13 protein-coding genes are annotated in these 15094 nt (G+C 39.3%); 1 reads left to right on the forward strand and 12 read right to left on the reverse strand.

From position 1 onward, the window contains the following. The first annotated feature begins 27 nt into the window (after positions 1-27). Positions 28-2412, forward strand: coding sequence for a zinc-dependent metalloprotease (locus G9H65_RS12350; protein ID WP_166375644.1), 2385 nt, complete (start codon positions 28-30; stop codon positions 2410-2412). Positions 2413-2578: 166 nt separating this feature from the next. Here the strand turns inward: G9H65_RS12350 and G9H65_RS12355 are convergent, their stop codons facing one another. The 12 genes from G9H65_RS12355 to G9H65_RS12410 form a co-directional block, all read right to left on the reverse strand. Continuing rightward, positions 2579-3250: a TetR/AcrR family transcriptional regulator gene (locus tag G9H65_RS12355; RefSeq protein WP_166375645.1), complete on the reverse strand. Its 672-nt coding sequence runs from the start codon at positions 3248-3250 to the stop codon at positions 2579-2581. A gap of 197 nt (positions 3251-3447) precedes the next feature. After that, a complete protein-coding gene (locus G9H65_RS12360; protein WP_166375646.1) occupies positions 3448-3969 on the reverse strand; it encodes a hypothetical protein in 522 nt (173 codons plus the stop codon). A gap of 13 nt (positions 3970-3982) precedes the next feature. Then, complete coding sequence (locus G9H65_RS12365) at positions 3983-5410, reverse strand: amidohydrolase (protein WP_166375647.1); 1428 nt, start codon at positions 5408-5410, stop codon at positions 3983-3985. Between the two features lie 19 nt (positions 5411-5429). Then, positions 5430-6317, reverse strand: a complete 888-nt coding sequence (locus G9H65_RS12370) for a hypothetical protein (protein WP_166375648.1) — start codon at positions 6315-6317, stop codon at positions 5430-5432. A gap of 166 nt (positions 6318-6483) precedes the next feature. Then, positions 6484-6849 (reverse strand): hypothetical protein, encoded by a 366-nt coding sequence (locus G9H65_RS12375; RefSeq protein WP_166375649.1) that lies wholly within the window; start codon positions 6847-6849, stop codon positions 6484-6486. 139 nt (positions 6850-6988) lie between these two features. Continuing rightward, on the reverse strand, positions 6989-8233 hold the full coding sequence (locus G9H65_RS12380) for a glucuronyl esterase domain-containing protein (protein ID WP_166375650.1): 1245 nt from the start codon (positions 8231-8233) through the stop codon (positions 6989-6991). A 27-nt stretch (positions 8234-8260) separates the two neighbouring features. Then, a complete protein-coding gene (locus G9H65_RS12385) occupies positions 8261-9169 on the reverse strand; it encodes a substrate-binding domain-containing protein (protein ID WP_166375651.1) in 909 nt (302 codons plus the stop codon). A gap of 1 nt (position 9170) precedes the next feature. Further along, on the reverse strand, positions 9171-10118 hold the full coding sequence (locus tag G9H65_RS12390) for an ABC transporter permease (RefSeq protein ID WP_166375652.1): 948 nt from the start codon (positions 10116-10118) through the stop codon (positions 9171-9173). Between the two features lie 7 nt (positions 10119-10125). Continuing rightward, positions 10126-11619, reverse strand: a complete 1494-nt coding sequence (locus G9H65_RS12395; RefSeq protein ID WP_166375653.1) for a sugar ABC transporter ATP-binding protein — start codon at positions 11617-11619, stop codon at positions 10126-10128. A 20-nt stretch (positions 11620-11639) separates the two neighbouring features. Then, positions 11640-12797 carry a Gfo/Idh/MocA family protein gene (locus tag G9H65_RS12400; protein ID WP_166375654.1) on the reverse strand — a complete coding sequence of 386 codons (1158 nt, stop codon included), beginning with the start codon at positions 12795-12797 and terminating at the stop codon, positions 11640-11642. A 21-nt stretch (positions 12798-12818) separates the two neighbouring features. After that, positions 12819-13850, reverse strand: a complete 1032-nt coding sequence (locus tag G9H65_RS12405; protein ID WP_166375655.1) for a sugar phosphate isomerase/epimerase family protein — start codon at positions 13848-13850, stop codon at positions 12819-12821. A 22-nt stretch (positions 13851-13872) separates the two neighbouring features. Further along, positions 13873-15081: a class I mannose-6-phosphate isomerase gene (locus G9H65_RS12410; protein ID WP_166375656.1), complete on the reverse strand. Its 1209-nt coding sequence runs from the start codon at positions 15079-15081 to the stop codon at positions 13873-13875. Positions 15082-15094 lie beyond the last annotated feature (13 nt).

Below are 15094 nucleotides of genomic sequence, written 5' to 3' on the forward strand. Positions count from 1 at the left end.
CTTCATTCTACATTCTACATTTATACCATGAAAGCATTTAAACTACTCCTTCTTTTTGGATTACTGAGTTTTCAAGCACCCGCTCAGATCATGGATAAACTAAAATCCATGAAAGCATACACTGGATTTGTCAATTTCTACTACGATGAAAGCTCAGACAAAATCTATTTGTGGGTAGATAAATTAAATCACGAATTTCTATATGTGTATTCATTAAGTCAGGGAGTAGGAAATAATGATTTAGGTTTGGATCGAGGACAGTTAGGAAATGAGCAAGTCGTTTATTTTGAGAAACAAGGAAATAAACTATTTCTTATTCAACCCAACTATCAATATAGGGCTAATTCGACTAATCCTTTGGAAAAGATTTCGGTGCAACAAGCTTTTGCTAAATCCATTCTTTTTGGATTTAAAATTGAAGGTCAAGAAAATGGAAAATACCTCATTGATGCTACTGATTTTTTAATGCAGGACGCACATGGCGTGTTAAAAACATTAACTAGAGCGAAGCAGGGATCATATCAATTGGATAAATCAAAAAGTTCAATATTGCTGGAAAGAACCAAATCTTTCCCAAAAAATGCTGAATTTGAGGCCCGACTTACCTTTTCTGGAAATGCTACTGGTTCAGAGATTCGCTCGGTAACACCTAATCCAGATTATGTAACGGTGGTAGAACATCATTCGTTTATTGAACTACCTGATAATCAATACAAACCCAGGGTATATGACCCACGATCAGGTTCGAATGCCATCTCCTTCATGGATTATGCCACACCCGTCACAGAAGCTATTGAAAAGAAATGGATTACGCGCCATAGATTAGAAAAGAAAGATCCTAGCGCTCTTGTCAGTGAAGCTGTAAAACCCATCATTTATTACCTCGACAATGGCACGCCTGAGCCTATCCGATCAGCCTTATTAGAAGGGGGCAAGTGGTGGAACCAAGCGTTTGAGGCCATCGGATACAAGGATGCGTTTCAAGTAAAAATTTTACCTGATGATGCTGATCCTATGGATGTCAGGTATCATGTGATCCAATGGGTTCATCGCTCTACTAGAGGATGGAGCTATGGCGCAAGTATTGCTGATCCAAGGACAGGTGAAATTATCAAAGGGCATGTGAGTTTGGGAAGCTTACGGATCCGACAAGATTTCATGATTGCCCAATCACTGATGAATGCACCTTATGCTAGCAATAATCAAAATAACCAGCACATGCTGGAAATGGCCTTAGCGCGTATTCGCCAACTGGCTGCCCATGAAATTGGCCATACTTTGGGTTTTGCACATAATTATGCCGCAAGTGCCCAAGGCAATTCGAGTGTCATGGATTATCCACATCCTCAAGTGGCATTTATTGGAAATGAAATTGATCTTTCTAAAGCCTATGACCGCAATATAGGAGAATGGGATAAGGTCTCTGTAGATTATGCTTATGGACAACATCAAGAGGAAGAACTTCCACTTATCTTAAATAATGCTTATGAAAAAGGTTTGAGATTCATCACGGATTTTGATGCTCGTAATCCAGGGGGAGCACATATATATGCCCATTTATGGGATAATGGAACTACTGTTGTCGATGAATTACAACGTTTGCTAGGAGTCAGAAAACAAGCCATCAAACAGTTTTCGGCTGATAACATGCGCCAAGGGGAAAGCTACTCAAAATTAGAAGACATGTTTGTCCCATTATATTTTATGCACCGTTATCAAACAGAGGCAGTCAGTAAAATAGTGGGTGGCTATGAGTATAATTATGCGGTCAAAGGTGGAAAAGAATTGGTACTCAAGCCCGCCTCCAAAAAACTTCAGCTTGCGGCTTTACAGCAAATAATGAAAACATTACAAGCCGATGAACTGGCCATTCCAAAAGATAAACTGAGTCTATTTCCCCCTCGAGCCTTTGGCTTTCCTAGAACTAGGGAATCCTTTAAAAGTAAAACGGGTTTAACTTTTGATGCCTTGGGAGCAGTAGAAACTGCAGCTGAATTCACGTTGGATTTCTTATTACATCCTGATAGAATTTCTAGAATTCAACAAAATCATGCGATAGATGTCTCCAATTTGGGCCTAAATGAACTCTTACAAAATATAAGCCAACAAACCATCGAAAAAAGCTGGTCGGACTCATATTTAAACGCAGCTCAAGAAACCATCAACTATAAAGTATGTGAAGCAGTAATAAACACCTTACAAGCACCCGCGTTGGCACCTTTGGCCAAGGTAGAACTCTACGCTAGTATCAAAAAGTGGCAGCAATTCTATGCACAAAAGGGAAAAACAAGTTCATTTGCTCTTTACATGCATCAATTCATTCAAGAATCTCTAGACCATCCCAAAGAATGGAAAGCTTTGGCTAGTCCCAGTATTCCTGATGGCGCTCCGATTGGAATGGATTGCTATTAATCAATAAAGCTTTATTTCCTGAAGATTAAGAGAAAAATAAAGAGGAAATAAAACCATTAATTATAGAACATAGGATTGCAATTAGCTCTTATTCATTGAATAAGAGCTTTTTTTATGTTCTTACAATCAAAAAATCATTCCCCTTTTTTGATAACGATACTTTGATCTATGATGATCTGGTTTTTAGAAATTCTACTAAATCCACTGATTCAAATTCTGCCAATCCTTTAGCCGTTAAATAGGGTTTATAAATTTCAATGGTTCCGGCTAAATAATTCGGTTTAACTTCTTGAAAACTTTTTCGATAATCGAATAAAAGATATGTATTCAACCAATGAACTCCCAAAACGGCATGCTGATGATAAAATATCTTAAATTTATTCTCATCAAAAATGGATTCCAATAAATATTTTTCTTGAATTAATTTTTCAAACAAACCAATCATACTTTTTTTCCGAAGTTTAAAAGATTCATGTATGACCAACATAAATGCTTCATTTTTAAAACAACCTGTCCAAATAAACATGATGGCACAACGATACTTAAATTGAATATCCATGATGTCGGAAAGAATTCCAATATAATCCTTCCAGGTAAATGGATCTGAAAAAATAATGGAATCAAAATATTGCTGAATATCACGGATGTAAAGCTCTGTAATGGCAATATATAAGTTTTCTTTCGTAGAAAAGTGATTGGTTATTTTACTTTTAGAGATTTCAGTATAACGGGCAATCTCATCAATGGTGATGGATGAGCCATAGGTATTTAGCACTTCTGATGCTTGTAAAATAATATTTTCACGACTTCTCTCCCCTTTTCTTTGGTATATATTCATGATTATATTATATTTTTTCCCTAAAATAAAAATATATTTTTTTTATTACAAATCAATGTATAATTTTGATACAATAATTAAAAAAAATACCTGACACCTAAAACAAAAACTTCAAAAGCATAGTTATTAAAGAAAATTATAGAACACAGGAATGTAATTAGCTCTTATTTTTTAAATAGGAGCTTTTTTGTTTTCCATCAATTCTTGGAAAATATGACTGTAGTAGACCAAATAGCCCAAGTCCTTCCTACTCGATCTTCCGAATCTGATTCTAATTTGATCCCCACACGAATAACATTGGACGATTTTACTTGAAGAGGTGGTAGTTTATACCAAGTCATCCCCCCTTGATCCCTTGATACGATTGCCTTTCTGGCATTTAATGCTTGTTCCAATTGTTGGATTAGATGGAGCTTCGTTGGTGAAAATATAAATTGAACTTGGTTCTTTTCCTTTCTAATCAATCGCAATTGGTTAATACGACTGCTTGGCGCTAAAAATTCTAGCTCGAAGCCGCGATGAAATTCTTGATAATGGAATTGTTTCATCAATTCTTGAAACCTCTCTATATCGGCCTCCAATAAAATTAATCCTGTTTCTAGATTGGGAATTAAATAGGTGGAATAATCATCTGATTCACGCTGCAAAGGCGGAATTGTTTGCGCCCAAATGGATTGACAATAACAAAAAACCAACAAGAAACCTGCCCAATATTTCATATACCATAAAGCATTAATCACGGTAATTCAATGCTGGGGGCCTATTTCCTAAAAGTGATTTATACACAAAATTAGGACCTCTTCTTTGATCAAATTCGGCTTTTGACTCTTTTACCCACTCAGGGTGCTTGAATAAATCGATGGCGGTAGAAGCTAAGGTTTTAGCAGCTACCATCATGCCTTTCCGACCAATGGAAGTACCTCCTGCCGCTACTGCTTGCCAGCTATGAGCACTGGTTCCTGGAACCCAGGCGGCTGTTCCTAATCCAATGGTGGGAACAGTCCAACTGACATCCGCTACATCGGTAGAGCCTGTAGCTAAATTATCAACTTCATTCAATCCCTTAATTTGATTAGTCGTAGCCAAATCCACTATTTCCATACCCTCCGACTGTTGGATTTGTTTAGCAAAAGCCAATTCGCTGGGATTCAAAGTATAACCACCCACGGCTTGTAAGTTCGCATGCATGATTTTAGCTAATCGATCATTCGGTAGCATTTCATACACCCCACCAATGACTTCCGCTTCATATTTAGTACCTGTTCCTAATGCTGCTCCTTTGGCAGCATTTTCTAAACGATCCCAAACGTCCAACACAATATCTCTTTTAGGGGAACGAACATAGTAATAGACTTCCGCAAAATCGGGTACAATATTGGGGGCTTTACCACCATGGGTAATAACATAATGCATACGGGTAGTCGAAGGAATATGTTCACGCATCATATTAGCCATGTAATTCATGGCTTCAACAGCATCCAAGGCTGATCTACCTCTTTCTGGTGTGGCGGCAGCATGTGAGGATAATCCGTAAAACCGAAATTTCCCAGCCTTATTAGCCAAGGAATTACTCATAGAAATTACATGTTGATTGTTGGGATGCCAGTGTAACATCACATCTGCTTGAGAAAACAAACCTTCTCGTACCATATACACTTTACCAGAGCCACCTTCTTCGGCCGGACAACCATACAACTTAATTGTTCCTTTTTGACCTGTTTCTTGCATCCATTCTTTCACGGCAATGGCAGCTGCAACGGAACCCGTTCCAAATAAATGGTGACCACAGGCATGTCCTGCCAAATTACCTAGGCTCCGTTTGGTAGGTATTGAATCTTGTGACATTCCTGGTAATGCATCGTACTCACCCATGATACCAATGACCGGTTTTCCTTGTCCAAAAGTGGCCACAAAAGCCGTCGGAATATCGGCCACGCCAGATTCAATGGTAAATCCCGCTTTTCTCAATGTTTCTTGCAAAAGCGATGAACTTTGCTTTTCCTTATATCCCACTTCCGCAAATCGCCAAATTTGATTGGCCAATTGTCCGTATTGATGCTCTTTTTGTTGTATCCTTTGAATGACTTTTTTCTTATCAGCCTCTTGGGCTAACATGGTAAAACATAAAATAAACAAAACACAGGTTAAAATAGGTTTCATAGGATTAGTATTGATGTTGTTAATTCCTCCATTTGGCTAACTCAAATTTCGCCATTTCCTCTTCCCTATCATACATATTTTTATCAAATAAGGAAGCATGTCCACAGTCCGTATCATTGGTCCAAGCATGTTTAGCAAATGGCATATAGGACTCATTGACCATTTTATAACCTTTTAAGGTCATCGCTTGAAACCATGGAATTCCATTGTCTAAGCTATTTTTCAATCCTATAGGAGGCACAGGCCCTAAAGGGCTTGTTAATGGACGTGCCAATTCTAAATTGATCAAAGCGGCATGTTCATTTAGTCGACATTCTGGCAATGGCCAGCTCAGTTGACCATCTACTACCAATCCATGTGAAATCGCTCTGCCATCAGGTCTAGCTTGGTATAAAGTTTTTAACTCATTCATTGATGGACGGTAGTCCCAATAACGATTCCCATCGCACAAGTCCCCAAAGGCAGGACAATTCCAACATTGTCCAACTTGACCTATCCCGACTGAATCTCCAATTTTACTCAAATAATGACCAATTAAATCATCATTAAAAAGCATATCATTGTGCATTAAAAATAACCAAGAAGCTTGACTATTTTCCCAAGGATACTGGCTTCGAATGGAATAGCGATAGTCCTTTACATGCAATAATATTCTATTAAGCAGACCTTTTCGCCTACCTTCCCACCAGCCAAAGAAAAATTTTGGGGTAAAGTATGTAATAGGCAGACCTTCCAAAAGAGACCGTAATAAGGATTCATCAAAACCCTCTGGCTGCCTTTTTTCTAATGTCACATATATTTGCTGGATATGCTTCCCAGAATTTTTCACTAATGACCATATACTTACCGCAGTTTGGTAAGGTTTTCCATACACATTAATGGCAACATCTACTTTTTGAACTAACATAGGCTTATAATTAGCGTAAATTTAGTGGTAAATGGTGAATGATTAATTGTTAATGGTAAATTGTTAATGGTGAATTGTGAATGGGACATGGTGTCTTGTCCTGAAATAGGTTGACTTGGGGTTTATTAATAACTCATTTTATAATTTATAATTCACCATTTACAATTTAAAATGGTTCATATTTAGCCTGAATGATATAATAATTTCCATTTTTGCCCTGAATTATGGAATTTCCTAGATCATCTATGTCATTGATTTCCAAAGTATCTTGATGGAATTTTGAGCCTTTGGGAAAACGAATACCTATCACAAAACAGCCTTCTATTTCCACGGCAATTCGTTCAAATACAGTAGAATCTTTCGTGATGGAATTCCTTTGAATTACTGTAGCAGGATATGCCCCATCCTCAAAAATGCAGGCATAAGGCAAATGAGCATTCTTTTTTTCAGGCAAAGGCTTTTTCTCCTTAGTCTGTTGTGAATAACCTAAAGTCGGGATCAATAAACCCAGAAATATAAGTAGACGAAGCAAAGCGGTTATTAAATGAAGAATGTAGATTGAAAAATGTAGAATGTAGAATGAAGAATGTAGAATGAAGAATGTAGAATGAAGAATTAGATATTAAAGGGGAACCCAAAACGATTAAAATTCACCATTTATAATTTATAATTTATTTAACTTCTTCTTTTCCAAATTTAATATACTGTTCCCAATCATATTCATTGATATCATGTTTTCCATCACGAATGTGGTAACGAATGTGCTTCCCGACTGGTTGATTTAGGCCAGGCATATCGATATTCCCTAAACCTTTTTTACCATACAAAGCATATACTTTTTCCATTTCTTTGGTACTTAAAAATTCCCCTTTAGGATCAGACCATTGATCTCCGAAAGCGGAAGCCACATAGACTGGTCGTGGAGCCATTAAGCTTAATAAAATATGCTGGTCAAATGGCAATTCATTTTCACGGTCAGCATAAGTAGCATATTTGGGTAAAAACCAATGCGGAAAGCTATTGGTAATACGCCAAATGGTTTCCCCATAAATCCTTCTACTTAAAGCAGCTCCGCCTTCTCCTGATTCATTGGAAATAATGGCGGCAAATCGACGGTCATTAGCGCCTGCCCATAAAGCTGCTTTCCCTAAGCGGGAATGCCCATGCAATATCACTTTCTTTCCATCAATTTCTTGGATACTTTGTGCCAAATCTAACATACGACTCAGACCCCAAGCCCAGGCTCCATTGGCAGTCCATTCTTCTGACTTAAGGCCTAATTCGCTTGCCAACTTTGTTCTAAGGCCATTTTTGTAACCCGTAGCAAAATCTTCCTCAAAATCACCACAAGCAGCTGTTATGGTTCCAAAACCAGCATCAATGACTTTTTCGATCTGCCAGCGACTAGCCCATTCTCCCCTTGATGCAGCTTGAGAAATGTTGTTAATGAATTTTGGATCATTGTTACAAACAACATATTTATCAAATATCGGAATCCCGTCATCTGTACTGATGGTTTGATTTCCACAAAAATTCAAGCCCATAAAGACAGGCGCCTTCTTGTTTGATTTGGGCAATATGACCACCACTGTGGCTTGAACTTTTCCAGCAAAATCCATTTTCCAGATCGACTGCACGGCTTTTCCTCCTAAAATTTCTTTCTGAGAAACTAAGGTGTTCGTTTGCTTAACAGATTTTTTAGGCATTTGACCATACATATGGTCTGCAAACAGCGTTAACCAGCTAGCCCTATTCTTCTCCCAATCGGCTTGGCTATTCATTTTCTTTGAACCAATAAGTAAAGGATCCGGTAAGGTAAATTGACCTACCTTACTTTCATCATAATTCGCTACAAAAGGTTTTTGTTGGGCCATCATCGTAGTACTTATCAAACAAAAAAAGAGAAATTTTTTCATCGTATAGATTTATTAAAAAGCTGTAAACTATTTTGATTTAACCTGAAAAGGAATCAAGACCTGTGTTTCTTTGATTGGCTTTTTGTGAATTAAATCCAAAGCCAGAGCAATCGCTTGGGCTCCTTGTTGTTCCGCATTTTGTAATATAGTTGCGTCTAATGTTCCTGCATCCACAGCTTTTAAGGCATCCCCAATTCCGTCCACACTGACCACCACCACTTGACCATTTTTCTTGGCATCCAACAATGCCTGCATGGCTCCAAGCCCCATTTCATCATTGTGGGCAAATACGCCTTGAATTTGATCACCATAAGATTGAATCCAATTCTCCATCAATGACATCGATTTGGCACGATCCCACTCTCCTGTTTGCGTAGCTAATAATTTCAAGTTTGGATAAGCTTTCAAAGCCTCTACAGCTCCGCGCTCACGATCTATCTGAGCGGCTTGTCCCATATAACCTTGAATGATCAATATATTGCCTTTGCCATTCAATTTCTTCGCCAAAAAGTCAATCGCCATTTTAGCTGATTCAGCGTCATCTGATCCAACCCAAGCATCCGGCTTTTCTTTAGTGGAAGAATTGACATTAACAATGGGAATACCCGCTTTTTTGGCACGCAAAACCGCAGGAGAGCTAGCCTCAAATTCAGCAGGATTTAAGATAATGGCGTCCACTTGCTGACTAATAAAATTCTCAACTTGTTCTACTTGCTTCAATGCTGAGCGTTCCGCATCCACCACAATTAATTCCACATCGGCGTCCTTGGCGTGTTTTTCTAAAGATGCACTTACTTGCTGAATGAACTCATTTTGTAAACTCAACATGGAAACCCCTATGACAATTTTCTTCTTTCCCCCAGATTCTTTACTTCCACAAGCCCAGACCAAGGCTACCACCAAAACTGCCCATAAAATGCGTAAACTAATTTTCATATCAACGTTTCATTTTTTGATAAACACTATCCAATACTACTGCTAATATAATGATTCCACCCATGACAACTTGTTGCCAGTAGGCAGAAACATTTAATAAATCTAGTCCATTATTAATTACTCCAATGAATAAAACACCCAAAAGCGTTCCAGTCATACTTCCTTTTCCTCCTCGCGTACTCGTTCCTCCAATGATTACCGCAGCTATAGCGTCTAATTCAAAGCCTAATCCAGCATTGGGTTGACCTGTGTTAATCCTGGCTGATAGTAATATGCCACCTAACGCAGCGAATATTCCGCTAAGCGTATACACCCACCATTTAACTTTGGCTACAGGAATACCAGCCACCCAGGCGGCTGTTTCATTACCCCCAATGGCTGTAACATAACGACCAAATACCGTTTGGGTCAACACAAAATGACATACGACATAGGTACCAACCAAGAATAAGATAGGAATAGGTACACCCAACAAATCACCATTTCCCAAATAATTAAAGGAATCGGATAAATCAGATACAGGTCTACCTGAGGATATGATCAATGCTGTACCACGAGCGATGGTCATGGTACCTAAGGTCACGATAAAAGGCGGAACTTTGGATAATATAACCGTAAAGCCATTCATGGCACCCATGAAAGCCCCTACTCCTAAAGCCGTCAATAAGGCGACAAACACATTTCCTCCATCTGATTTGGCAAATAGGGCTGCCACCACACCCGCTACCGCTAACATGGAACCCAAAGACAAATCGATCCCACCTGAAATTATCACAAAAGTGACACCAAATGCTAAAATGGCATTGACCGAAACTTGATTCAAGATGACCAAAAGATTGGTATCCGTTAAAAAACGAGGCGTCAAACTTGTGATTAACACACACATCAAAATCAAGGCAAGGAAGATTCCTCCCGACTGACTCCCAATAAGTATTTTTTTCAAATTCATGTGCTTACTATTTCATAGCATAAGACATTATCTCTGCTGGGTTGGTCTCTTCTTTGTTCAAAATCGCCGTTTGCTTTCCCTTAGAAACAACTAAAATACGGTCACTCATGTGCATCAACTCAGGTAAATCAGATGATATTAAAATGATGGATTTCCCTTGTCGACTTAATTCCGCCATCAAGGTATAAATCTCAAACTTGGCCTGAACATCAATGCCTCGTGTAGGTTCATCTAATATTAGTACTTCTGGAAGATGTTGCAATACACGGCCAAAAACGACTTTTTGTTGGTTCCCACCACTTAAATTCATCACCTGCTGATCTGCTCCTTTGGACTTAATCTTAAGTCGGGATATATGACCAACAGCTATTTCTTTTTCTTTAGATTTATCCAACATCCCCCAGCGTTGAAATTCTAATAAGGAGGACAAAGTCAAATTATTCTGAATAGAAAATTCGGGAATAAACCCCATCTCTTTCCTATCTTCACTCACATAGCCAATTCCCTGTGAGATGGCATCTTGTGGACTTTTAAACTTGACCGATTGATTCTTCCATAAGATATCTCCTGTTTGGGGAATCAACAAGCCTGCTAAAGCCTTACCTATATCTGTCCGACCTGCACCAACCAGTCCGCCAAAACCTAAAATTTCTCCTTGATGTAATTCAAATTCAATATCTTGAAACAAGCCAGGAATCCCTAATCCTTTAACTTTCAGGCAAATATCGCCCTTCATCACCTCTCGATGTGGAAAAAACTGATTCATTTCACGACCAACCATTTGTTGGACTACCTCCTGTTCTGTACATTCATCCCGATTTTGGGATGAAATCAAATAACCATCTCGTAAAACAGAGATTCGATCGGAGAAGCCAAATATCTCCTCCATTTTGTGGGAGGTAAATAAAATACTAACTCCTTCGTTTTTTAATTTATTAATCAGACGCCTAAACAAGGTTATTTCCTTTTCAGATAAAGATGATGTGGGTTCATCCATCAAAATCAAATGGGCCCGCTGAGAAATAGCCCGTAAAATTTCTACTAATTGTTGTTCGGCAATCGACAAATTCTTGATCAAAGTGCTTGGATCTAAGGGAATTTCGCAATCCGCCAATAATTCCAAGGTTTGTAATTGGGCATTTTTCTTTCTTTCCCAAGGCCAGAATCCCAATTCATTCTCTCTTCCTAAAAATATATTTTCTGCTACGCTCAATTCGGGAATCAGCATCAATTCTTGATGGATCATGGATATTCCCGCATCCATGATTTGTTTCAAACTTTGCTGTTCACGTTTTTGACCAAAAAAAATCACCTCCCCCTGATCGGGAGAGATGATTCCTAACAAAGTCTTCATTAAGGTTGATTTACCCGCCCCATTTTCCCCCACTAAAGCGTGGATTTCACCTGGATACAAGGTTAAATCAATGGAATGTAAAATGGGAGTTCCCGAATAAGCGATAGATACTTGTTTGAGCTCTAAAACTGGTTTCTCTCCTTCCACCCTACATTCCATTTAAAATATTAACAAGGCCACTCGACGTTGGTGTCTTTCCACTGCTTTTGCTTCGCTGAATCAATCACAGCCTCACATACTTTTTGTGTTTGCAATGCTTCACGGAAAGTAGGTGAACAAGGCTCTCCTGTCTCCAATGATTTCAAGAAATCAGCAGCTTGGTGTACAAAACTATGCTCATAACCGATGGATAATCCTGGAACCCACCATTTGTCCATGTAAGGTTGATCTCCATCTGTTACTAAAATAGATTTCCAACCACGTACAATCGACTCGTCCGCATGATCATACATTTCCAAGCGGTTTAGATCATGTAAATCCCAACGAAGAGAAGCATGCTCTCCGTTGATTTCAAAAGTATAAAGGGCCTTGTGTCCACGTGCATAGCGAGTCGACTCAAATAAGCCCAATGAACCGTTTTCAAAGTGACAATGAAACAAACATGCATCATCGATACCTACTTTTTGTACTTGTCCAGATTCAGTATGTACACGCTCTTTAATGAAAGTCTCCGTCATGGCAGAAACATCCGTAATTCCACCATTGATCCATAGGGCAGTATCAATGCAGTGTGCAAGCAAGTCGCCCGTCACACCAGAACCAGCAGCTTCTACATCTAAACGCCATGTTCCTGCTCCACCTTGAGGTAAATCAGGACTTATAGTCCAGTCTTGTAAGAAGTTAGCACGGTAATGAAAAATTCGGCCTAACTTACCTGAATCAACGATTTGCTTAGCTAAAGTAACGGCCGGTAAACGACGGTAGTTATACCAAGTCGTGTTTTTCACACCAGCGGCTTCAATTTCCTTCACCATTTCTTCCCCTTCAGCCAATGTTCTAGACAAAGGTTTTTCACAAAGAATCATTTTGCCAGCTTTAGCTGCAGCGATGGAGATTTCAGCATGTGTATCGTTTGGTGTACAAATATCTACCGCATCGATATCGTCACGGGCGATTAATTTACGCCAATCAGTTTCATAAGAAGCATAGCCCCATTGTTCAGCAAATGCTTTCACTTTTTCCTCATTACGCGAGCAAACAGCCTGCATCACAGGCTCATAAGCTAGGTTAGGGAAAAAGTTAGTAATTCGGTTAAAACCGTTGGAGTGGGTTCTTCCCATGAAGCCCGTTCCGATCAATCCTATTCTTAATTTTTTCTTTTCCATTGTCAAATTTATTTCAAAATTTTAAGACCAACCATGGGCATTTCGCACCTTTATCATGGTAGCTAAAATATCGTTCCAAGTTTTTTGTTGTAACATCACTTCATTGCTGAACATACAACCATCCCAACAAATGTGTTTGAATGCTTTGGTTAATTCCCCTTTTTCATCACGAAGCCAGAATCCAGCGTCTTCAGCCACCACTAATTTCCCGTTAGGATCAGTAGCTTGGCAGTGTCTACCTGTTTTGTCGTGGCTACCTGTTCCATGAACAGTACCATCATTTTGTGCTACGTGGAAGTCGATGGTCCAAGGACGAAGCGCCGCGGTAATTTGACGTAAAGCATCTTTCAATACTTCACGATCAGACCAATCATAGCCTTCTGGTAAAATACGATCTTCCGGAGCATTGTAACCCATGGTGTACAATAGAGTATGTGACATATCCGCTTGAAAACCGATGTTTTTACGATCTACCGCTTCTAATGTGGCAACCATGTGACGCCATGAGTGCATACCACCCCAGCAAATTTCACCTTCGGCAGCTAGGCTTTCGCCATAATCAGCCGCAACATCACAAGCGCGTTGGAAAGTCTCTACAATTTTTTTTGAATTAGCCACTGGATCTTTAGCCCAATCAGACACGCCGCTAGCGGAGTCAATACGAACGATACCGTTCGGACGAATGCCCATTTCACGTAATGTTTGACCAATTTCACATGATTTTTTCACCATGTCAACGAAAGTATCTTGGTCCGCTTTAGAACCAATAGCTGGTCCACCCCAGATAGGAGCCACCAAACTACCAATTTCTAAACCATGAGCAGCTACTTTTTCAGCCAATCTTTTCGCGCCTTCTTTACCTGAATTAATGTCAAAATGTGGATCAAACAAACCCACGTCAACTCCATCAAATTTCACACCATCCACTTCTGCCGCAGCAGTCATTTCAAGCATTTGATCTAAAGAAATAACGGGTTCTGAATCGGGACCCTTACCCACGATGCCAGGCCAAGTGGCATTGTGCAATTTTGGATAATGATGTATTTGTGTCATTTGTTCAAATGGTTTATATCTATTATAATTTTAAATCTGGGTTGTTAGGGCCAAAGTGCTTCAACATCACGATTGGGTCAGTAGAAGAGTGGTTTGTAATTACGACACCTTCTTGCGCAGCTTTTTCAGTCACGAAAAATTCATCATTGGTCAATTGTCCATAACGAATCATGGCAGGAGTTTCCACATTCCAAACACCCAATTTACCGTGACCTTGCATCATGATTAAGCCGTATGCGGCTGCATCTTTAATGGTCACCGTTTGACCAGGGAATACGGTTAATTCTTTTGCTGAGAATGCTTCTGAACGGTAGCAAACCCACTTCTCAGAATATCCTTCTTGAGCCATTTCAGCCTCATCCTTCACAGGAATTGGCGCCATAAAACGTGTTTCCAATAAATTGGGATTGGTATTCAAATCCCAGTCGATCACTTCCATCAATTGGTCATAATTACCAATTTCTTCTTTTGGAGTACCGTTCCACAATAATTCTTCTGGAATGATTGCTTCGTTCACTAAAGATTGATACATCGCAAAAACGTCAGAAGCTTTCTGAGGCTCGTAGGTACAAAGGCTACCAGGAGCATGTAGCATTCCCGGAGGCACATCCCATCCTGTTCCAGGAATTAAAGGAAATGCTTGTGAGAACATCGTAATCTTGTTATCACCTTTGGTAAAGTTCTGCAAACATTCTTTGATTTGCTCTTTGGTAGTACCTGGAGCTATTCCAAAGAAAGTATAAGGAAAATCTCCGCCATGGTTATTCAATTGAGGAGGGAAATAATAGGCTTCAGGCTTACCCAATTGACCTATTTTAGCTGCGTGCTCATCATTGTGGTGAATGTGGTGAGGTAAAGGTCCCATGTTATCAAAAAACTTGGAATACATAGGCCACGACTTATATTCATTCCAAAGACGATCTCCAATAATTTGGCCACCTAATTCTTCAATGACATCCTTTAATAGGATTTGTTCTTCCTTTCCACCTTCAGAATAAACGACAGCACTAAGACCTTCATTTTCGCCTGTTAATGGACCATTTTTAGCAGGGGTTGTAGATGATAACCAACGCTCATCAATTCCTCCTCGTACTCCACCGAGTACATAATAATCATCTGGATGCAATTTAATACGACGACCTGGAACACAAAATGATCTGGGTACCCAAGTTGGCGCTAAACGCAATATACCCTTTCCTTGCTCCAGGGCTTTTTCTGCTTTGTTTTTCATAAGAATAGGCAAT

It is taken from the genome of Aquirufa ecclesiirivi (assembly GCF_011250515.1).
Taxonomy (GTDB): Bacteria; Bacteroidota; Bacteroidia; order Cytophagales; family Spirosomataceae; genus Aquirufa; species Aquirufa ecclesiirivi.

Bases quoted from the DNA above. Each gene is read 5' to 3' on its own strand.
- G9H65_RS12350 (WP_166375644.1), top strand. From the start codon at position 28: ATGAAAGCATTTAAACTACTCCTTCTTTTTGGATTACTGAGTTTTCAA.
- G9H65_RS12355 (WP_166375645.1), bottom strand. From the start codon at position 3,250: ATGAATATATACCAAAGAAAAGGGGAGAGAAGTCGTGAAAATATTATT.
- G9H65_RS12360 (WP_166375646.1), bottom strand. From the start codon at position 3,969: ATGAAATATTGGGCAGGTTTCTTGTTGGTTTTTTGTTATTGTCAATCC.
- G9H65_RS12365 (WP_166375647.1), bottom strand. From the start codon at position 5,410: ATGAAACCTATTTTAACCTGTGTTTTGTTTATTTTATGTTTTACCATG.
- G9H65_RS12370 (WP_166375648.1), bottom strand. From the start codon at position 6,317: ATGTTAGTTCAAAAAGTAGATGTTGCCATTAATGTGTATGGAAAACCT.
- G9H65_RS12380 (WP_166375650.1), bottom strand. From the start codon at position 8,233: ATGAAAAAATTTCTCTTTTTTTGTTTGATAAGTACTACGATGATGGCC.
- G9H65_RS12385 (WP_166375651.1), bottom strand. From the start codon at position 9,169: ATGAAAATTAGTTTACGCATTTTATGGGCAGTTTTGGTGGTAGCCTTG.
- G9H65_RS12390 (WP_166375652.1), bottom strand. From the start codon at position 10,118: ATGAATTTGAAAAAAATACTTATTGGGAGTCAGTCGGGAGGAATCTTC.
- G9H65_RS12400 (WP_166375654.1), bottom strand. From the start codon at position 12,797: ATGGAAAAGAAAAAATTAAGAATAGGATTGATCGGAACGGGCTTCATG.
- G9H65_RS12405 (WP_166375655.1), bottom strand. From the start codon at position 13,850: ATGACACAAATACATCATTATCCAAAATTGCACAATGCCACTTGGCCT.
- G9H65_RS12410 (WP_166375656.1), bottom strand. From the start codon at position 15,081: ATGAAAAACAAAGCAGAAAAAGCCCTGGAGCAAGGAAAGGGTATATTG.